The sequence below is a fragment of the Sedimentitalea arenosa genome, assembly GCF_016428585.1.
Classification (GTDB): domain Bacteria; phylum Pseudomonadota; class Alphaproteobacteria; order Rhodobacterales; family Rhodobacteraceae; genus Sedimentitalea; species Sedimentitalea arenosa.
This window is the reverse complement of sequence record NZ_JAELVR010000003.1, coordinates 352,542-370,672: the sequence shown is the minus strand read 5'-3', so window position 1 is coordinate 370,672 and position 18,131 is coordinate 352,542. Positions and strand designations below refer to the sequence as shown.

General features: G+C 64.7%; 19 protein-coding genes and 1 tRNA gene. 12 read left to right on the top strand and 8 right to left on the bottom strand.

Annotation, left to right across the window (positions count from 1 at the left end):
* Positions 1-475: 475 nt before the first annotated feature.
* A tRNA-Leu gene (locus JF290_RS06430) sits at positions 476-562 on the bottom strand.
* A gap of 143 nt (positions 563-705) precedes the next feature.
* Here JF290_RS06430 and JF290_RS06425 point away from each other — a divergent pair.
* Both JF290_RS06425 and lipB read left to right on the top strand, forming a co-directional pair.
* On the top strand, positions 706-1,368 hold the full coding sequence (locus JF290_RS06425) for a DsbA family oxidoreductase (protein ID WP_199023968.1): 663 nt from the start codon (positions 706-708) through the stop codon (positions 1,366-1,368).
* 39 nt (positions 1,369-1,407) lie between these two features.
* The gene (gene lipB / locus JF290_RS06420) at positions 1,408-2,064 is read left to right on the top strand and encodes a lipoyl(octanoyl) transferase LipB (protein WP_199023966.1); all 657 of its coding nucleotides are present in this window, start codon (positions 1,408-1,410) and stop codon (positions 2,062-2,064) included.
* Positions 2,065-2,167: 103 nt separating this feature from the next.
* Here the strand turns inward: lipB and JF290_RS06415 are convergent, their stop codons facing one another.
* Positions 2,168-3,085: a cation diffusion facilitator family transporter gene (locus JF290_RS06415; RefSeq protein ID WP_199023964.1), complete on the bottom strand. Its 918-nt coding sequence runs from the start codon at positions 3,083-3,085 to the stop codon at positions 2,168-2,170.
* Between the two features lie 76 nt (positions 3,086-3,161).
* On the bottom strand, positions 3,162-3,584 hold the full coding sequence (locus tag JF290_RS06410; RefSeq protein ID WP_199023962.1) for an HIT family protein: 423 nt from the start codon (positions 3,582-3,584) through the stop codon (positions 3,162-3,164).
* Between the two features lie 284 nt (positions 3,585-3,868).
* Between JF290_RS06410 and ctaD the strand changes: the two genes are divergently transcribed.
* The 4 genes from ctaD to JF290_RS06390 all read left to right on the top strand — a co-directional run bounded on the left by ctaD (position 3,869) and on the right by JF290_RS06390 (position 7,712).
* Positions 3,869-5,542: a cytochrome c oxidase subunit I gene (gene ctaD, locus JF290_RS06405; protein WP_199023960.1), complete on the top strand. Its 1,674-nt coding sequence runs from the start codon at positions 3,869-3,871 to the stop codon at positions 5,540-5,542.
* A 148-nt stretch (positions 5,543-5,690) separates the two neighbouring features.
* Positions 5,691-6,413 (top strand): SpoIIAA family protein, encoded by a 723-nt coding sequence (locus JF290_RS06400; protein WP_199023959.1) that lies wholly within the window; start codon positions 5,691-5,693, stop codon positions 6,411-6,413.
* A 12-nt stretch (positions 6,414-6,425) separates the two neighbouring features.
* Positions 6,426-7,181, top strand: coding sequence for an SGNH/GDSL hydrolase family protein (locus tag JF290_RS06395; protein WP_199023957.1), 756 nt, complete (start codon positions 6,426-6,428; stop codon positions 7,179-7,181).
* Between the two features lie 45 nt (positions 7,182-7,226).
* Positions 7,227-7,712, top strand: a complete 486-nt coding sequence (locus JF290_RS06390) for a DUF2244 domain-containing protein (protein WP_199023955.1) — start codon at positions 7,227-7,229, stop codon at positions 7,710-7,712.
* A gap of 9 nt (positions 7,713-7,721) precedes the next feature.
* On the opposite strand, the gene JF290_RS06385 is transcribed toward JF290_RS06390, so the two are convergent.
* Positions 7,722-8,201, bottom strand: a complete 480-nt coding sequence (locus JF290_RS06385) for a GatB/YqeY domain-containing protein (RefSeq protein WP_199023953.1) — start codon at positions 8,199-8,201, stop codon at positions 7,722-7,724.
* Positions 8,202-8,384: 183 nt separating this feature from the next.
* Between JF290_RS06385 and carA the strand changes: the two genes are divergently transcribed.
* Together carA and JF290_RS06375 are read left to right on the top strand one after the other, a co-directional pair.
* Positions 8,385-9,548: a glutamine-hydrolyzing carbamoyl-phosphate synthase small subunit gene (carA, locus tag JF290_RS06380; protein ID WP_199023951.1), complete on the top strand. Its 1,164-nt coding sequence runs from the start codon at positions 8,385-8,387 to the stop codon at positions 9,546-9,548.
* 110 nt (positions 9,549-9,658) lie between these two features.
* Entirely contained in the window at positions 9,659-11,548 is a 1,890-nt protein-coding gene (locus tag JF290_RS06375; RefSeq protein ID WP_199023944.1) for a glycosyltransferase, read from the top strand.
* A 3-nt stretch (positions 11,549-11,551) separates the two neighbouring features.
* Here the strand turns inward: JF290_RS06375 and JF290_RS06370 are convergent, their stop codons facing one another.
* Positions 11,552-12,193: a GntR family transcriptional regulator gene (locus JF290_RS06370; RefSeq protein WP_199023942.1), complete on the bottom strand. Its 642-nt coding sequence runs from the start codon at positions 12,191-12,193 to the stop codon at positions 11,552-11,554.
* Positions 12,194-12,295: 102 nt separating this feature from the next.
* Here JF290_RS06370 and JF290_RS06365 point away from each other — a divergent pair, with 102 nt between their 5' ends.
* The 3 genes from JF290_RS06365 to JF290_RS06355 all read left to right on the top strand — a co-directional run bounded on the left by JF290_RS06365 (position 12,296) and on the right by JF290_RS06355 (position 14,549).
* Positions 12,296-12,940, top strand: coding sequence for a pyrimidine 5'-nucleotidase (locus JF290_RS06365; protein ID WP_199023940.1), 645 nt, complete (start codon positions 12,296-12,298; stop codon positions 12,938-12,940).
* 89 nt (positions 12,941-13,029) lie between these two features.
* Positions 13,030-13,278, top strand: a complete 249-nt coding sequence (locus JF290_RS06360; RefSeq protein WP_199023939.1) for a hypothetical protein — start codon at positions 13,030-13,032, stop codon at positions 13,276-13,278.
* Positions 13,279-13,352: 74 nt separating this feature from the next.
* On the top strand, positions 13,353-14,549 hold the full coding sequence (locus JF290_RS06355; RefSeq protein WP_199023937.1) for a UbiH/UbiF family hydroxylase: 1,197 nt from the start codon (positions 13,353-13,355) through the stop codon (positions 14,547-14,549).
* 123 nt (positions 14,550-14,672) lie between these two features.
* Here the strand turns inward: JF290_RS06355 and JF290_RS06350 are convergent, their stop codons facing one another.
* A complete protein-coding gene (locus JF290_RS06350; RefSeq protein ID WP_199023935.1) occupies positions 14,673-15,800 on the bottom strand; it encodes an aminotransferase class V-fold PLP-dependent enzyme in 1,128 nt (375 codons plus the stop codon).
* Between the two features lie 250 nt (positions 15,801-16,050).
* Here JF290_RS06350 and JF290_RS06345 point away from each other — a divergent pair, with 250 nt between their 5' ends.
* Complete coding sequence (locus JF290_RS06345; protein WP_199023933.1) at positions 16,051-17,202, top strand: amidohydrolase; 1,152 nt, start codon at positions 16,051-16,053, stop codon at positions 17,200-17,202.
* On the opposite strand, the gene JF290_RS06340 is transcribed toward JF290_RS06345, so the two are convergent.
* The gene (locus tag JF290_RS06340; protein WP_199023932.1) at positions 17,199-17,654 is read right to left on the bottom strand and encodes an Lrp/AsnC family transcriptional regulator; all 456 of its coding nucleotides are present in this window, start codon (positions 17,652-17,654) and stop codon (positions 17,199-17,201) included. The two genes, JF290_RS06345 and JF290_RS06340, sit on opposite strands and share 4 nt — an antisense overlap.
* Positions 17,651-18,106: an Lrp/AsnC family transcriptional regulator gene (locus tag JF290_RS06335; protein WP_199024024.1), complete on the bottom strand. Its 456-nt coding sequence runs from the start codon at positions 18,104-18,106 to the stop codon at positions 17,651-17,653. Before JF290_RS06335 ends, JF290_RS06340 begins: the two co-directional genes overlap by 4 nt.
* Between the last annotated feature and the right edge of the window lie 25 nt (positions 18,107-18,131).

The window sequence follows — 18,131 nt, the reverse complement described above, 5'->3', positions numbered from 1 at the left end:
AGTAGGGCTCCAGACGCGCCATCTGCGCATCCGTCAGCCAGAAAGGGTCAGACATATCACCGCTCCGTTTTCGTAGCCGCGAACCACGCAAACCGACCAAAATCAATGGGTCCTGAGCCTAGGAACAAGATTACGAAAACCATGGATAAGTATATCGAAACTGAGAACGAGGCGGTGTCGGATGCGTTGCAAAAAAAGTTAGACAAACTGTACCGACAACAAGCTTTGGCCAAAGAAAAATATGAGAAGGAGGAAGAAAACCAAGGAACATTCGATGAGTTGTTCGAACCGGCGATGGACGTTCTCGCAAACCCCTCTGAAATTTGGGAAAAATCGCCACTGGAATGGAAGAGACTACTACTGAGAATGGTGTTCTCTGAAAAGGTCACCTACAGCAGATCTGAAGGCTTTCGAACCGTTAGTTTTTCGTTGGCTTTCAATGCCTTATGGGACAGGTCAAAGTTGAAAGATGTTTTGGTGCGGCCGAGAAGACTCGAACTTCCACGGGTGTTACCCCACAGCGACCTCAACGCTGCGCGTCTACCAATTCCGCCACGGCCGCATCTGCCCTTGGCATGGTGAAGCGCGTCTTAGAGCAAGCGTTCGGGCTTGTGAAGAGGCAAAAGCCACGGATCGACATGCGCGGTTGATTTCCTGCATCGCGATCCCCACCCTTGGGACCTGACCGTCAGGAGAAGACAGTTCATGCCCAGCGACACCCAGCACCCCGGTACCGTTCAGGTCGACATCGTTTCGGACGTGGTCTGCCCGTGGTGCATCATCGGCTACCGGCAACTCGAACAGGCGCTGGCGCAGTGCGGGCTCGGCGCGATCCTGCGCTGGCATCCGTTCGAACTGAACCCCGATATGGGGCCCGAGGGCGAGAACCTGCGCGACCACCTTGTGCGAAAATACGGGATCGACGCGGCGCAGAGCGTTGCCGCCCGCGAGCGGATCACCGCCATCGGCCAGGACCTCGGCATAGAGTTCGCCTATGGCGCGGAAATGCGGATCGTGAACACCTTTGCCGCGCATCAATTGCTCGACTGGGCGCTTGACCACGACCGCCAGCACCCGCTGAAGCTGGCCCTGTTCCGCGCCTATTTCACCGAGGACCTCGACGTCTCGGATCCCGAGGTTCTGCTGCAGGCCGTGGCGTCGGTCGGCCTGCCGGTCGACGAGGCCCGTGCGCTGCTCGCGTCGGGCGACCGCGCCGCGCAGGTGCGCCGCAAACAGGCGTTCTGGACCGAGAACGGCATCTCGGGCGTTCCAGCGATGGTTCTGGGCGGCAAGCTGCTGCTGAGCGGCGCACAAGGGGTCGAGACCTACGCCGCGGCACTCAGGCAGTTGCACCCCACGGCCGCCTGACCTCTTCCCTGCGCGCCTGACACGCGCTAAGCAGCCGCCATGGTCGAGTGGATCACGAGTGACGGGCTCACGCCCTACGAAGAGGCGCTGTCCTTCATGGAGCGCCGCGTCGCCGACATTTCGGCCGGGCACGCTCCGGAGTGCATCTGGCTGCTGGAACACCCGCCGCTTTATACCGCCGGCACCAGTGCCCGGATCGAGGATCTGACCGATCCCGACCGATTCCCGGTCTTCGAGACGAAACGCGGCGGGCAATACACCTATCACGGCCCCGGCCAACGTGTCGTCTATGTCATGCTCGACGTGGGCCGGCGCGGGCATGACGTGCGCCGCTTCGTGCAGCAACTCGAAGCCTGGGTGATCGCCGCCCTGGCGGAGTTCAACGTCACCGGCCATATCCGCGAAGGCCGCGTCGGCGTCTGGGTCGAACGCGGAGACAAACCGCGCACCGCGACCGGGAAGACAGCCGAGGACAAGATCGCCGCCATCGGCATCCGCCTGCGCAAATGGATCAGCTTTCACGGCATCTCGATCAACGTCGAACCCGATCTCGAGCATTTCAGCGGGATCGTGCCCTGCGGCATCACCGATTACGGGGTCACCAGTCTCGTCGATCTCGGGCTGCCGGTGACGATGGCCGATCTGGATGTCGCCCTGCGCCACAGCTTCCAAACCGTGTTCGGCGAAACCAGTTGAACCGGATCAATCGCTTGCGCGACAACGCTCGAGGATTGACGCGGCTCAAAACTGGTAAACATTTGGTTTAAATAAAAAAGTTCCCCGCGGGGAACGCGCTGTGTCACCGATGACCGATCCGAAGCGGTGCGTCGCAGGCATGGGCCGCGCATTCAAGCTCCAGCGTGCTGTGCGCGATCCCGAACCGGTCCGCCAGCATCTGCTTGACCCCGGCCTTGATCGCGTCCGCTTGCCCCCACCGGCCTCCGTCGATGACAAGGTGCGCGCCCAACGACGCCGCGTGCTCCTGCATCGCCCAGAGATGCAGGTGATGTACGCCGCGCACACCATCCACCGCTTCGATCGCACACGCCACCTCCTCCGCCTGCAACCCAGGAGGGCTGCCGAGCATCAGAACCCGCATCACGCCACCGATCTCGGACCACACGTGCCACAGGATGTAAGCCGCGATCATCAGCGTCACCAGCGGATCGACCCAGACCCAGCCGCGCAGGATCACCAGCGTGCCCGCGACGATCACCGCAACCGACCCCAGCGCATCCGCCAGGTTGTGCAGGAAGGCCGCGCGGATGTTCATGCTGTCCTTTGCCATGCTGTAGGTCAGCGCGGCCGTCACCAGATCCACGGCCAGCGCCAGCGCCGCGATCCAGACCACGAGCCAGCCGTCGATCGGCTGCGGGTCGAGCATCCGCAGGACGCCCTCGTAAACAAGGTAGAGCGCCAGAACCACCAGCGTCGTGTAGTTCACCAGCGCCGCCACCACCTCGACCCGCCCATAGCCGAAACTCATCTCCGCATCGGCCGGCCGACGCGCGATCCGGCGCGCGAAAAAGGCGATGATCAGCGCGATCGCATCCGAGAAATTGTGCAACGCATCGGCGATCAGCGCCAGCGATCCCGACAGGAGTCCGCCGACGACCTGTGCCAAGGTCAATCCCATGTTGACCGCGATCGCCCAGGAGATGCGCGTATCCCCGGCCTCGGGATCCAGATGGACGTGCCCGTGATGATCATGCGGCATGTGCACGCTCCCCGGGCCTCATCGCCTCCGCTCTCCGCCCGGCCCGTCGCGGCGGCACGGCAAACCCGCGCGCCAGTCAGTCCGCTGTGAGGGCCGCGCGAATCTTTTCGGCATTGGCCTTGATCACGGCCATGTCTTCCATCTTGCCCGGTGGACGCATCGATTGCCCCGCATGACGCGGCAGAACGTGGAAATGGAGATGAAACACCTCCTGCCCGCCATCCGTCTCGTTGAACTGCTGGATCGTCACGCCGGTCGCGCCGAACGCCGCCATCACCGTGTGGCTCATCCTCTGCACCGTCGCCATCACCGCGGCCAATTGCGCGGGGCTCGCGTCCAGAACGTTCCGGCAGGGCGTCTTGGGAATGACCAGGCAATGCCCATCCACCCTGGGCATGATATCCATGAAGACCAGCGTATCGTCATCCTGGAACACCTGTTCGGACGGGATCTCGCCGCGCAGGATCTTCGCAAAGATATTGTCGGTATCATAGCTCATGGCCGCCCCGTCGCTCTACGTCCGCCCCGGTTTGTGATCGTCCCGCGCGCCCGCGTCAAGGCACTCCGCCCCGTCCCGTCCCTTCATCTTCGCGCAAATACTCCGGGGTTCGGGGCAGCGCCCCGAGACCTCAGTCCGCACGAACCGTCGCAAGGGGGCGCGTCAATTTATCTTGATCCATATCAAACTCGGCCATTGAAGCCCCTGTGTAGTCATTCTAAAAACGGAATGAACTTCGCGCGCCGCATCCCCGGCGCGTGCGCATTTTCAACAGGAGGCGCCAAATGGCAGACGCAGCCATTCATGGTCACGAGCACGAGGATCAGCGAAGCTTCTTCGTCCGCTGGTTCATGTCCACAAACCACAAAGACATCGGGATTCTCTACCTGATCGTCTCCGCATTCGCGGGTTTCATCTCGGTGGCCTTCACGGTCTACATGCGGCTCGAACTGATGGAGCCGGGCGTCCAGTACATGTGCCTCGAAGGCGCGCGCCTGATCGCCGACTCGGCCACGACCTGCACCCCGAACGGGCATTTGTGGAACGTCCTGATCACCGGCCACGGCATCCTGATGATGTTCTTCGTGGTGATTCCGGCCCTGTTCGGCGGGTTTGGCAACTATTTCATGCCGTTGCAGATCGGCGCACCGGACATGGCCTTCCCGCGGATGAACAACCTGTCCTTCTGGCTCTACGTCTTCGGCACGACGCTTGCCGTCGTTTCGGTGCTGGCGCCGGGCGGCAACGACCAGGCCGGCTCGGGCGTGGGCTGGGTGCTTTACCCGCCGCTCTCGACCAACGAAAGCGGCATGTCGATGGATTTCGCGATCTTCGCGGTGCACGTTTCCGGCGCCTCGTCGATCCTCGGCGCGATCAACATGATCACCACCTTCCTGAACATGCGTGCTCCTGGCATGACGCTGTTCAAGGTGCCGCTGTTCTCCTGGTCGATCTTTGTCACTTCCTGGCTGATCCTGCTCTCGCTGCCGGTTCTGGCGGGCGCGATCACCATGCTGCTGATGGACCGCAACTTCGGCTTCACCTTCTTTGACCCGGCCGGCGGGGGCGACCCGGTGCTTTACCAGCACATCCTGTGGTTCTTCGGCCATCCCGAGGTTTACATCGTGATCCTGCCGGGCTTCGGCATCATCAGCCACGTCATCGCCACTTTCAGCCGAAAGCCGATCTTCGGCTACCTGCCGATGGTCTGGGCGTTGATCGCCATTGGTGTTCTGGGCTTCGTCGTCTGGGCACACCACATGTACACGGTCGGCATGACCTTGAATCAGCAGGCCTACTTCATGCTGGCGACAATGGTCATCGCGGTGCCGACAGGCGTCAAGGTGTTCAGCTGGATCGCGACCATGTGGGGCGGCTCGATCGAGTTCAAGACGCCGATGCTCTGGGCCTTCGGCTTCCTGTTCCTGTTCACGATCGGCGGCGTCACCGGTGTCGTGCTCAGCCAGGCGGCCGTGGATCGCTACTATCACGACACCTACTACGTCGTGGCGCACTTCCACTACGTGATGAGCCTCGGCGCGGTCTTCGCCATCTTCGCGGGCATCTACTTCTACCTGCCCAAGATGAGCGGCCGGATGTACCCGGAATGGGCCGGCAAGCTGCACTTCTGGATGATGTTCATCGGGGCCAACCTGACATTCTTCCCGCAGCACTTCCTGGGTCGCCAGGGCATGCCGCGCCGCTACATCGACTATCCCGAGGCCTTCGCCTACTGGAACTACTGGTCGAGCTGGGGTGCCTTCCTGTCCTTCGCGTCGTTCCTGTTCTTCTTCGGCATCATCTTCTACACCCTGCGCTCCGGCGCCAAGGTGACCGAGAAGAACCCCTGGAACGAATACGCCGACACGCTGGAATGGACCCTGCCCAGCCCGCCGCCCGAGCACACGTTCGAGCAGCTTCCCAAGCGCGAGGACTGGGACAAGGGCCACGCTCACTAGGGCTTTCCTCTGAAAACACGGATCAGACCCCGGAGCACGACGCTCCGGGGTCTTTTCGTTTCACCGCCGCTTGTGTGGCTGTATCGCGTTCCTAGATTGGAAAGGCCGACGCGACGGGCGCGCCCGCTGTCAAAAAGGAGTTCAGACCATGATCGACGTGAAACCGCTGACCGAGGCCGGCATCATGGAGATAGACCTGACCGGCACGATTACCTCCGAAGACTACAGCAACATTCTGACACCGGCGTTGGACCAGGCCCTTTCGGCGCATGAGCGGGTCAAGCTCCTCGTGCGGATCGGACCCGAGTTCGAAGGCTATTCCGCAAAAGCCGCCTGGGCCGACACCAAGTTGGGCCTGCGCCATTGGAGCGGGTTCGAGCGGATCGCCGTGGTCACCGACATCGACTGGATCGAGACCGCGGTCGGCGCGCTCGGCTTCGCGCTGCCCGGTCCGGTCGAAACCTTCGACGTGGACGAGATGGACGAGGCGCGCCGCTGGCTGACGGAATCGCTGGGCAGCATGCACATGACCGACCTGGGCGGCAACGTGCTGCATGTGCAGCTTGTCGGCAAGCTCGACGGGGCCGCCTACGACCGGGGACAGGACAATCTCGATGCCTTCATCCGTGATCATCCCGGCATGAAGCTGTTGCTGGACCTGCGCGAGTTCGACGGCTGGCAGGGGCTCGGTGCGCTGGCGGACCATTTCAAGCTGGTGCGCGACCACCGTAACGTGCCGAGTCGCATCGCCATCGTCGGCGACGAAGCCTGGCAGAGGCTCGCCGCGCGGGTCATGGGGCGCTTCGTGACAGCGGAGAGCCGCTATTTCGACGAGAACCAGTTCGAGGACGCCAAGCGTTACCTTGCCTGAGGACCCAAGCCGATGGTGAAGGCCCTGCCCGACACGGCGCTGCGCCTGCTCTTGTCCCCGCTTCTGGCAGCGCAAGCGGTGCACGTGCGCAGCCGCGCGCTCAAGCTGCCCGAAGCCGCGGGCGCACGGGCGGGAGTTGCCGGCGCGGGGCCGGGCCTGCGCCTGCTGATCCTGGGCGATTCCTCCGCCGCCGGAGTCGGCGTCGCCACGCAGGACAGCGCCCTGACGGGCGAGTTGATCGCGCGTCTGTCAGCCAGCTTTCGCCTGCACTGGACGCTGGATGCAGTGACCGGGGCGACCACCGCCTCGACGCTCGCCCGGCTTGAGGGCAGAACGCCCGTCGCCGCCGATGCCGTTGTCGTGGGTCTGGGTGTGAACGACACCACCCGCTTTGTGCCCGCGCATCTGTGGCGCGCGCGACAGGCACGGCTTCTCGACCGTCTGCGCCAGCAGCACGGCGCGCAGCGCATCTACGTGTCGGGCGTGCCGCCGCTGGATCGTTTCCCGCTGCTGCCCAACCCGCTGCGCTGGACACTGGGTCGGCACGCGGCCCGGCTGGACGCCGAGCTGCGCGCTCTTGTGGCCGCGCGACCCGACTGCGCCTATATCACGCTCGACCTCGAGCTTGAGCCGCACCTGATGGCCGAGGACGGGTTTCATCCCGGACCCGAAGTCTATCGCGCCTGGGCCGATACGGTGGCCGAGCGAATCGCCCATGATTTCGCCGCGATCAGCGATGCGCGTTCAAATTCTGCGGCAGAGGCGTGACAGAGATTTGCCCCCGTCTGTAAGAATGCTATTTTCGCTGCTGACATGCCCTATGCTTGGAGCGAAACCGACCCGTCAGCCCCCCGGCAAGAGCTTCAGCTCTGGCCGCATCAGTCATTGCCGCCAAAAGGGTTCGCGGCTTTCATCCTGGCGACTTTCGGGCTGATCATGATCCCGCTGTTCCCGCTTCTCGGCAGCGTGGTGCTTTGGGGCATACTGCCGTTCCTGTTGGCCGCGCTGGCCGGTGTGTGGTTCGCGCTCGACCGCAGCCACCGCAACGCACAAATCCTGGAAGTGCTGACCCTCACCGACGACAGCGCCCGTCTGGTGCGGCACAATCCGACGGGTGCGGCGCAGGAATGGGATTGCAACCGGTATTGGGCGGTGCCCCAGATGCATGCCAAGGATGGGCCGGTGCCGTACTACGTGACGCTCAAGGGCGGTGGTCGCGAGGTCGAGATCGGCGCCTTCCTGTCCGAGGACGAACGCGTCGCGCTCTACGACGATCTGGTGCGGGCGCTTCGGCGCTGAGTGGCGCGGTCAGGCTTGACCGGCGCAGAGCCTGTCCTTGACCATCGGGCCGACCTTGCCGAAATCCATTTGCCCGGTATAGCGGCCCTTGAGTTCGGCCATGACCTTGCCCATGTCGCGGATGGAATCCGCGCCGGTCGCCTCGACCGCCTTCTTGACGGCGGCGGCGACTTCGTCCTCGTTCAACTGCTTGGGCAGGAATTCCTCGATGATCTCGATCTCCTGGCGCTCGCGCTCGGCGAGGTCCAACCGTCCGCCCTCCTCGTAAGCCCGGGCACTTTCCTGACGCTGTTTGGTCATCTTGCTCAGGATCGCCAGCACCTCGGCGTCTGTGACGCCGGACTCGGCCCCGTCACCGCCTTCGCCGCGCGTTGCGATCTCCTGGTCCTTGATCGCGGCACAGATCAGTCGCAGCGTCGAGACCCGCATCTGCGCCTTGTCCCGCATCGCCTGTTTGAGGGCGGTGTTCACCCGCTCACGCATGTTCATATCGTTTTTTCCATCCCCATGGAGCCGAACCCCGACAATACCCAAGGAAAATGCCTTGCACAACCGGTGGCAAAGCGGTGTAAGTCACTGATAACAAACAACGTCCCAAATTGTGAGCGGGCTTGACCCGAGGTCCCCGCCCCCGTAGACAACGCTGAACCCAGCCCACAGGAGAGTCGCGCCATGGCCAAGACCGCCCAGCCCAAGCCCACAGCCTGCCTGGTTCTGGCGGATGGTGCGGTGTTCTACGGCACCGGCTTCGGCGCGACCGGCCAGACGGTCGCCGAGCTGTGTTTCAACACCGCCATGACCGGCTACCAGGAGATCATGACCGATCCGTCCTATGCCGGACAAGTCGTGACGTTCACCTTCCCCCATATCGGCAATGTCGGCGTCAATCCCGAGGATGACGAGACCGTCGATCCGGTCGCCTCGGGCATGGTGGTGAAGTGGGATCCGACCCAGGCCAGCAACTGGCGCGCCACGGAAGAGCTGCGCAATTGGCTCGAGCGGCGCGGGCGCATCGCCATCGGCGGGATCGACACGCGCCGCCTGACCCGCGCAATCCGCCAGCAGGGCGCTCCGCATGTCGCGCTGGCGCACGATCCCGAGGGCAATTTCGACATCGCCGCGCTGGTAGCGGCGGCACGCGGGTTTGCCGGGCTGGAGGGCATGGACCTCGCCAAGGACGTGACCTGCGCGCAGAGCTATCGCTGGGACGAGATGCGGTGGGCCTGGCCCGAAGGTTATGCCCGCCAGGAAGCTCCGAAACACCGGGTGGTGGCGCTCGACTACGGTGCCAAGCGCAACATCCTGCGCTGTCTCGCCAGCGCGGGATGCGACGTGACGGTATTGCCCGCCACCGCCACCGCTGAAGAGGTGCTGGCGCATGATCCGGACGGCGTGTTCCTGTCCAACGGCCCCGGCGATCCGGCGGCGACCGGGCGTTATGCGGTGCCGATGATCCAACAGGTCATGTCCGAACGGGACATTCCGATCTTCGGGATCTGCCTCGGCCACCAGATGCTGGCGCTCGCGCTGGGTGCGAAGACGGTCAAGATGAACCACGGCCATCACGGCGCGAACCATCCGGTCAAGGATCTCGAAACCGGCAAAGTCGAGATCACCTCGATGAACCATGGTTTCGCGGTCGATGCCCAGACGTTGCCCGACGGCGTGATCGAGACCCACCGCTCTCTGTTCGACGGCTCGAACTGCGGCATCCGCATGGCGGAACGACCGATCTATTCTGTTCAATATCATCCCGAAGCCAGCCCCGGTCCGCAGGACAGCTTCTACCTGTTCCAGCGCTTCGCCGCCTCCATGGCCGCGCGCGAGACCGCCTGACCATCGCAACCGCCCGGCATCGCGCGGAAAATTCTCCGGACTTAACCGGCTGTTAACCCTGCTGGCCGAACGTGGCCGGGGATTGGGACGCAGCGCGCTGGACGGTTCGGATGAACGCTCGGACATCAAGACTCGTGGCCGCCGACACGGCGCGCCGTGTCTCCCCGCCCCCGTCCGCGCGGCAACCGCTGGGCCGGCACCTGGTCGACAGCGGTGTCATCACCTCCGAACAACTGGTCAAGGCGCTGCACCTGCAGTTGAGCCTGGGCGCACCGATCGGCGAAATCCTCGTGGCCGAGGGCTGGGCCGACCGCACCGACATCCAGGCGGCCCTGGCCCGCCAGCACGATATCCCGCAGGTCGAGCTGGGACTGGAATGGCCCGATTCCGCGCTCTGCAACCGGATGCCCTATGAATTCTGGCTGCATCATCGCGTGGTTCCATGGATGCGGCAGGGCCGGACGGTGTTGATCGCCACGGACCGCCCGCACCAGTTCGACACCGTGCGCGCCGCGCTGGCCGACACCTTTCCGGACACCCGGCCCGTGCTGTCCACCGACACCGAGATCGACGCCGCCATCGCGAATCGCTTCTCCCGCCCGATGGCACGCGCCGCCGGCAGCCGTGTCGCGGCGCGGTTCAGCTGCCGGGACTGGCGCGCCACGAACCGAGTGGTTCTGCCGCTGGTCCTGCTGACCTGCCTCGCGGTGCTGCTGGCGGCACCGGTGCTGACACTCGCGGTGCTGAGCCTTGTCGCCATCGCGACGCTCGCGATGTTCATCACGTTGAAAGCGACAGGGACAGTAGCACATCTGGTCGCACACCGGCATCTGACGGCGCCCGGCACCGCGGCGACTGCGGCCCCGGTCCGGCTGCCCAAGGTTTCCGTCCTGGTGCCCCTGTTTCACGAAAAGGAGATCGCCGGTGCCCTGGTGCGGCGCCTGTCGCAGCTGACCTATCCCAAGGCATTGCTCGACGTGATCCTGGTGCTGGAGGAAGAGGACGAGATCACCCGGGACACGCTGGCCCGCACGACCCTGCCGGCCTGGATGCGGGTGATCCGCGTACCGGCCCATGACGGTTTGACCACCAAGCCACGGGCGATGAACTATGCACTGGATTTCTGCCGTGGCGATATCATCGGCGTCTGGGACGCCGAAGACGCTCCGGTGCCCGGGCAGATCGAGCAGGTCGCGATCCGCTTCGCCGAAGTGCCCGAGGACGTGGTCTGCCTGCAGGGCATCCTCGACTACTACAATCCGCGCAGCAACTGGCTGGCGCGCTGTTTCACCATCGAGTACGCGAGCTGGTTTCGCGTCGTTCTGCCGGGCATCGCCCGCCTCGGACTGGTGGTGCCTCTCGGCGGCACGACCCTGTTCTTCCGCCGCGACAAGCTGGTCGAATTGGGCGGTTGGGACGCGCATAACGTGACCGAGGATGCCGACCTGGGTGTGCGCCTGTGCCGCGCCGGGTACCGCACCGAGATGATCGACACGGTGACCTACGAGGAAGCCAATTGCCGCGCCTGGCCCTGGGTCAAGCAGCGCTCGCGCTGGCTCAAGGGATTCATGGTCACCTATCTGGTGCACATGCGCCGGCCCCGCCAGCTGCTGGCCGACCTGGGTCTGCGGCGGTTCCTGAGCCTGCAGGCATTTTTCGTCGGCACACTGTCGCAATTCCTGCTGGCGCCGGTGCTCTGGTCCTTCTGGCTGATCCTGCTGGGAGTGCCACATCCGGTCGAGGCGTTGGTGCCGCTGCCCATCGTCTATTCGGTGTCGGGCTTCTTCGTGCTGGCCGAACTCATGGTGATGGGGATCGGCCTTCTGGGCGTCTCGGCACCCGAGCGGCGGTTCCTGATGCGCTGGGTGCCGACGCTGATGTTCTATTTCCCCCTGGCCGCGCTGGCCGCCTACAAGGCTCTCTACGAACTGGTCATCAAGCCCTATTACTGGGACAAGACCCAGCACGGCCAGGCCGCGCCCGAGATCGCGCAGAGCTGACGCTCAGCGCGCGCCGGCATCCTGCTGCAGCCGGGTCATGAAGGCGATCGAGATGTGCTCCTTCAGCGCCTTCTCCGCGCCGGTTTCGTCGCGGGCCTCGATGGCGGCGACGATGCCGTCATGCTCGCTCTGCGCGATCTGGCCACGCCCCTGCGCCGCCAACGACGTGGTCGCCATCAGCGCCATCGTCCGGTGGACGAGATCGAGCTGCTGCACGAGGTAGCGGTTGTGCGAGGCGAGATGGATCTGCTTGTGAAACCGCCGGTTGGCGCGCGCCAGCGCCGCCGGATCGTCGATGAGCGCGTCATCGGCCGTGACCATGCCGCGCAGAACGGCCACCTCCTCTTCGGTCGCGTGCCGCGCCGCGAGGCGCGCGGCCAGGCCTTCCAGCTCGCGCCGCACGACGTAGAGTTCGGCCATCTGGTTGTGATCGAGCGAGGCGACGATCAGCGAGCGCCCGTCGCGTTCCAGCAGCGACTGGGTCTCGAGCCGCTGCAGAGCCTCGCGGATCGGCGTGCGCGACACACCGAACCGCTCGGCCAGTTCGCTTTCCACTAGACGGTCGCCGGGCTTGTAGACGCCGGAGTCGATGGCGTCGAGGATCATGCTGTAGGCGTCGGTCTGCGGCGGTTTCGTCTGTGTCATCCGGGCGCTTCTTCTGGTGCTGTCCGATCCTGTCTACAGGCCCGCGCGCGCCGCGATCAAGCCTGCCGTTGCCTTGGCGCGCAGGCTGGCCTAGACGGGGGCATGGTCAAGGATGCCTTTTCACACGTCACCGCCTGGGTGTTCGATCTGGACAACACCCTCTATCCGCCCGAAACGCGGCTTTTCGACCAGATCGAGGTCAGGATGACGCGCTACGTGATGGAAAGTCTCGGCGTCGATGCGATCGAGGCCGACCGCCTGCGCCGCCATTACTGGCAGCTCTATGGCACCACGTTGGCCGGGCTGATGCGCGAGCACGACGTGGACCCTGGCCCCTACCTGACCGAGGTCCATGACATCTCCTTTGACGAACTTGTGCCCGACGCGGTTCTGTCGGCCCGGATCTCGCGCCTGCCCGGGCGCAAGATCGTGTATACGAACGGGACCGCGCGCTATGCCGAACGGGTGCTGGAGGCGCGGGGGCTGTCGGGTCTGTTCGATGCGGTCTATGGCGTCGAACACGCGGGGTTCTTGCCAAAGCCCGAGCGGGCGGCATTCGAAACGATCTTTGCGCGCGACGGCATCGACACGACCCGCGCCGCGATGTTCGAAGACGATCACCGCAACCTCGCGGCCCCGCACGAAATGGGAATGCGCACGGTCCACGTGGCTCCCGACGCCCATGAGGCGGAGCATATCCACCACCACACCGACGACCTGACCGGGTTCCTGCGAAACCTCGCGTAACAACCCGGAAATTGCGACAATCTGCACCTGTTTGACCGGGGGCAAGCGCCTATCTGAGCCCTGCAACGCGCAGAACAGGAGCATCCTACATGAGCCATGCCGACCCGACGCGCCGCGCCCCTTTGTGGCAGCGGCTGTTTTTCATCATCCCCGTGATCGGCTGGGTGGCCCGCGACCTCATGGAAGGCGACTCCGACACGATCTGGTACGCCATCGCGGCATTCGTCAGCCTGTGGCTGTGCTGCATCCTGCTCTTCGGCATTCCGGGCCTCTACATCCCGGCCGTGAGTCTGGTGCCGCTGATCGTGGTCGGCCTGGTCATCATCACCTTCGGCTGAGCGGGGACAGGATGTCGCTTGGCCTTGGCACCGGCGACAACCTAGTGTGAGCGCTGAAAGGGAGGGACGCGACGATGGCCGAAACCTGTGACATCCTGATTTCCGGCGGAGGCGTTGCCGGCCTGACCGCGGCGAACGCGTTTGGCAATGCCGGGTTCTCGGTGATCTGTGTCGACCCGGCGCCCCCCGTCACCTCCCGCGATGCCGAAGGGTCCGACCTGCGAACGACGGCGATCCTGCAACCGGCACAGGCGCTGCTGGAGGACTGCGGTCTCTGGGCCCGGCTGTCTCCACACGCCGCGCCCTTGCAGGTCATGCGGATCGTCGATGCCGGCGGCGAGACGCCCGAGCCGCGCATCACCCGTGACTTCAACGCCGCCGATATCTCGGAACAGCCTTTTGGCTGGAACCTGCCCAACTGGCTTCTGCGCCGTGAACTGGTGGCACACCTCGAGAGCCTGTCGGGCGTCTCCTTCCGTCCCGGGATTGCGGCGAACAGCCTCTTCACACGTGTGGGCGAGGCGCGTGTCGGCCTAAGCGACGGACGTCGTGTCCATGCGCGGCTGGTGATTGCGGCTGACGGGCGCAATTCGCCGATGCGAGAGGCCGCCGGGATCGACGTGCACACCACGCGCTATGGCCAGAAGGCGCTGGCCTTCGCGGTGACCCACCCGGTCCCGCACGAGAACGTGTCGACCGAAATCCATCGCAGCGGCGGCCCGTTCACGCTGGTCCCGCTGCCCGATTACGAGGGACACCCCTCCTCCGCGGTGGTCTGGATGGAGCGTGGTCCTCGCGCCATGGAATTGCTGAACCTCGACGTGGCGGCCTTTGAAGCTGAAATGACAGAGCGTTGCTGCGGGCTTTTCGGACCGCTGACCCTGGCCTCGCGCCGCACGATCTGGCCGATCATCACCCAGCACGCGGACCGCCTGTCGGGCGAGCGTATCGCGCTGATGGCCGAAGCGGCCCATGTGGTGCCCCCGATCGGCGCGCAGGGGCTGAACATGTCCCTCGCCGATCTCAGGACCTTGCTGGACCTGGTCCGCGCACGGCCCGAGGGGCTGGGCGATGCGCAGATGCTGGAGGCCTATCACCGGGCCCGAATCCGCGATATCCGCCTGCGTGTTCAGGGCATCGACATCCTGAACCGCGCCTCGATGATGGCCCCCCGCCCGCTGAGGGACGCGCGCGCGCTGGGTCTCGATGCGCTCTATGCGCTTGCCCCGGTGCGGCGCACGCTGATGCAAATGGGCCTCGGCGTTCGATAAGCGGGCCAAGCGCAACATGAAGGCGTGACCCGCAGAAGGCCTCGCCGCTCGGGTTCCCGGCACCGGTGCTGATCCTGCAGCCAATTGCCGCGCAGTAGATGTTTCAGTCCCGGGAAAGCGGGGTCACAGAACCTTGTCGAGAACTCGGGCAAGGCGCGCCAGAGTGGCATCGACATCGTAGAGCTTGTCGAGACCGAAGAGCCCGATGCGGAAGGTGCTGAAATCGGCCGGTTCATCGCATTGCAGCGGCACACCGGCGGCAATCTGCATGCCGTTGGCGGCGAATTTCTGACCGGTCTTGATCTCGGGATCGGCGGTATAGCTGACCACCACGCCCGGCGCCCCGAACCCGTCGGCCGCGACCGAGACGACGCCCCGGTCCCGCAGGAGCGCACGCACGCCGTCGCCCAGCTTCCACTGCGCCGTTCGCAGCCGGTCAAAGCCGTAATCGCGGGTTTCCAGCATGGTATCGCGAAAGGCGCGCAGGCTGTCGGTGGGCATGGTGGCGTGATAGGCGTGGCCGCCGTTTTCATAGGCAACCATGATCTGGCGCCATTTTGCGAGGTCGATTGCGAAACTGTCGGACTTGGTGTCGGCCAGCCTTGCCTCGGCGCGTGCGGACAGCATCACGAGACCGGCGCAGGGCGTTGCGCTCCAGCCCTTTTGCGGGGCGCTGATCAGCACGTCGACGCCGGTCGCGCGCATGTCGACCCAAACACAGCCCGACGCGATACAATCCAGAACCATCAGTGCGCCGACCTCATGCGCGGCGGCGGCCATCGCGGTGATGTAGTCGTCGGGCAAAATGACGCCGGCACTGGTTTCGACATGCGGGGCGAAGACGATATCGGGCTTTTCGTTGCGGATCGTTTCGGTCACCTCGTCGATCGGGGGCGGGGCAAAGGGCGAAGGTGCGCTGTTACCAGTCTGGCGCGCCTTCATCACCGTGCAGTCGGCCGTCAGGTCGCCGTTTTCGATGATCTGGCTCCAGCGGTAGGAGAACCAGCCGTTGCGCACCACCAACACTTTGGAATTGCGCGCGAACTGCCGCGCGACCGCCTCCATCCCGTAGGTGCCACCGCCGGGGATCACGGCCACGGCGTCGGCATTGTAGACCTCTTTCAACATTTCGGAGATGTCGCGCATGACCTTCTGAAAGGCAGCAGACATGTGGTTGAGCGAGCGGTCTGTGAAGACGACCGAGAACTCTTCGAGCCCGTCGGGATCGATGGTGTCGAGAAGGGCGGGCATGGGCAGACTCCTTTGGATTCGTCCGTATCGCTCAAGACCGGGACTGCGGTTTGTCTGCTTTGTACACTGCCGGCGCGGCGCCTGCTAGGCACGGGGATCAAGCGACCGGTAAATCCCGGCCCCCAGCGATGCGCCGCTCGCGCGCCTGTCAGGAAAGCCCGCGCGCCGCGTTGCAATCCTTTCGGTCAATGTGCATCACTTTGACGTTGAAGCGCGAAGGCCGGGGCCCGCTTTGAAATCAGGAGGCGGCATGCTGACGAACTCCGACTTGAACGAGCTGGTGGCGTTTCGCCGCGAATTGCATCGCGCACCGGAACTGTCCGGCGAGGAAGTGGAGACGGCCCGCAGGGTCGCGGCGGCCCTGACCCCGCTAGCGCCGACCCGAATCCTGACCGGATTGGGCGGTCACGGCGTCGCGGCGGTGTTCGACAGCGGCACACCCGGTCCGAAGGTGATGTTCCGCGCCGAACTCGACGCCCTGCCGATCACCGAAACCAATGACATCGACTGGGCGTCACAGATCCCCGGAAAGAGCCATGTCTGCGGCCATGACGGACATATGACGATGCTGCTTGCGCTGGGTCGCCTGGTGTCGCGCCAACCGGTGGCAAAGGGCCGTGTCGTGCTGATGTTCCAGCCTGCCGAGGAAGACGGCAGCGGCGCACGCGCCGTCGTATCGGACCCGGCCTACCAAGAAATCAAGCCGGATTGGGCTTTTGCGATCCACATCGAACCGGGGCGGCCGTTTGGATATGTCGCGACCTGTCCGGGGCTGATCAACTGCGCCTCGCTGGGGTTGAAGATCACGCTGAGCGGCAAGACGGCCCATGCCGCCGACCCCGAGGACGGGATATCGCCGGCCCTTGCCGTCGCCGAACTGATCCCCGCGCTAAAGGCTCTTGGAGGGGGCGGCGCGCTGGAGGACGGGTTTCGGCTGGTCACGATCACCCATGTGCGTGTGGGCGAGCCGACATTCGGTGTCGCCCCCGGCGACGCGGTTCTTCACGCCACCTTGCGAACCACCAGAGATGACGCGCTGAACCTGCTGCTGGGCGAGGCCCGCGCGCTCGCGACGCGGGTGGCGAACGAGTCCGGGCTTGGCATTGCGTTCGAGGTTGTCGATCACTTCGCCGCCTCCATCAATGATCCGCAGGCCCATGCAGTCGCCGCCGCCGCGATGAACGCACTCGGGGTTCCTCATGGGGACGCAGGCGTACCGATGCGCGCCTCGGAGGATTTCGGGGTGTTCGGCTGGGACGCGAGGGCCGCGATGCTGTGCCTTGGGCCGGGCGAGAAATACGCCGCGCTGCACAATCCGGATTATGACTTTCCGGATGATCTCATCCCCGTCGGCAGCGCCATCTTCGAACGCATCGCGCGGGATCTGCTGGGATCGGCCTAGATCGGCCCCGGGCGGCGTTCTTCGGAGAGGAGCACGTTGGCTTCGAGATCGCCGGCGCCTGGCAGGGCCATGATGCGGCGTCTGAGAACGCGTTCGAAGTCGGACAGGTCGCGGGCGACGACACGCAGCCGGAAATCGTAGAGGCCGAGCACGTGTTCGACGGTCTGCACCTCGGGGATGGCGGTCACGGCGCGTTCGAAATCATCGAGGCTGACCTGCCCCTTGCGCGCCAGCTTGACGCCGAGAAAGACGGTGACGCCGAACCCCAGCGCTTCGGCATTCAGACGCAGGCGACGGCCACGGATCACGCCGGCCGTCTCGAGCCGCCGGATGCGGCGCCAGGTGGCGGGTTGCGACAGGCCGAGGGCGCGCCCCAGCGCGCCGGCGCTTTGCGTGGCGTCTCGGGACAGCGCGCGCAGGATCTGGCGGTCGATGTCGTCGAGATCGATCATATCGGCAGGGTCTCGTCGCTTTTCACCCGCGCGATGTGCATCAGCGCCTCGATATCAGCGATATGCGGCAGGGTCAGGATGCGGTCGCGATAGAGCTGCTGATACTGCGCCATGTCGCGCGCAATGACCGAGAGACGCAGATCGACCCGACCGAGGAAGGTCTGGATTTCCAGCACCTCGGGCACCTCGCGTGCCGCCGCGATGAAGTCGTCAAAGGCGCGGGGCTGCGTCTTGTCGAGCGTGATGCGCAAGCTGACTTCGACCGCGTAGCCGAGCGCTGCCCAGTCGATCACGGCTTCGACGCCTTCGATAACGCCACTGGCGCGCATCCTGTCGAGCCGCCGGGTGCATTTGGACAGGCTGGTGCCGGCGCGGTCGGCGAGGTCGGCGCCGGACAGGGTGGGATCGCCCTGCAGGACACGCAGCAGTCGGCGGTCGAGATCGTCGAGCATGATTTTTTCACTCATAGCCCAAATC

Coding starts and splice junctions, on each gene's coding strand:
- JF290_RS06425 (WP_199023968.1), top strand. CDS start 706: ATGCCCAGCGACACCCAGCACCCCGGTACCGTTCAGGTCGACATCGTT.
- lipB (WP_199023966.1), top strand. CDS start 1,408: ATGGTCGAGTGGATCACGAGTGACGGGCTCACGCCCTACGAAGAGGCG.
- JF290_RS06415 (WP_199023964.1), bottom strand. CDS start 3,085: ATGCCGCATGATCATCACGGGCACGTCCATCTGGATCCCGAGGCCGGG.
- JF290_RS06410 (WP_199023962.1), bottom strand. CDS start 3,584: ATGAGCTATGATACCGACAATATCTTTGCGAAGATCCTGCGCGGCGAG.
- ctaD (WP_199023960.1), top strand. CDS start 3,869: ATGGCAGACGCAGCCATTCATGGTCACGAGCACGAGGATCAGCGAAGC.
- JF290_RS06400 (WP_199023959.1), top strand. CDS start 5,691: ATGATCGACGTGAAACCGCTGACCGAGGCCGGCATCATGGAGATAGAC.
- JF290_RS06395 (WP_199023957.1), top strand. CDS start 6,426: ATGGTGAAGGCCCTGCCCGACACGGCGCTGCGCCTGCTCTTGTCCCCG.
- JF290_RS06390 (WP_199023955.1), top strand. CDS start 7,227: ATGCCCTATGCTTGGAGCGAAACCGACCCGTCAGCCCCCCGGCAAGAG.
- JF290_RS06385 (WP_199023953.1), bottom strand. CDS start 8,201: ATGAACATGCGTGAGCGGGTGAACACCGCCCTCAAACAGGCGATGCGG.
- carA (WP_199023951.1), top strand. CDS start 8,385: ATGGCCAAGACCGCCCAGCCCAAGCCCACAGCCTGCCTGGTTCTGGCG.
- JF290_RS06375 (WP_199023944.1), top strand. CDS start 9,659: ATGAACGCTCGGACATCAAGACTCGTGGCCGCCGACACGGCGCGCCGT.
- JF290_RS06370 (WP_199023942.1), bottom strand. CDS start 12,193: ATGACACAGACGAAACCGCCGCAGACCGACGCCTACAGCATGATCCTC.
- JF290_RS06365 (WP_199023940.1), top strand. CDS start 12,296: ATGGTCAAGGATGCCTTTTCACACGTCACCGCCTGGGTGTTCGATCTG.
- JF290_RS06360 (WP_199023939.1), top strand. CDS start 13,030: ATGAGCCATGCCGACCCGACGCGCCGCGCCCCTTTGTGGCAGCGGCTG.
- JF290_RS06355 (WP_199023937.1), top strand. CDS start 13,353: ATGGCCGAAACCTGTGACATCCTGATTTCCGGCGGAGGCGTTGCCGGC.
- JF290_RS06350 (WP_199023935.1), bottom strand. CDS start 15,800: ATGCCCGCCCTTCTCGACACCATCGATCCCGACGGGCTCGAAGAGTTC.
- JF290_RS06345 (WP_199023933.1), top strand. CDS start 16,051: ATGCTGACGAACTCCGACTTGAACGAGCTGGTGGCGTTTCGCCGCGAA.
- JF290_RS06340 (WP_199023932.1), bottom strand. CDS start 17,654: ATGATCGATCTCGACGACATCGACCGCCAGATCCTGCGCGCGCTGTCC.
- JF290_RS06335 (WP_199024024.1), bottom strand. CDS start 18,106: ATGCTCGACGATCTCGACCGCCGACTGCTGCGTGTCCTGCAGGGCGAT.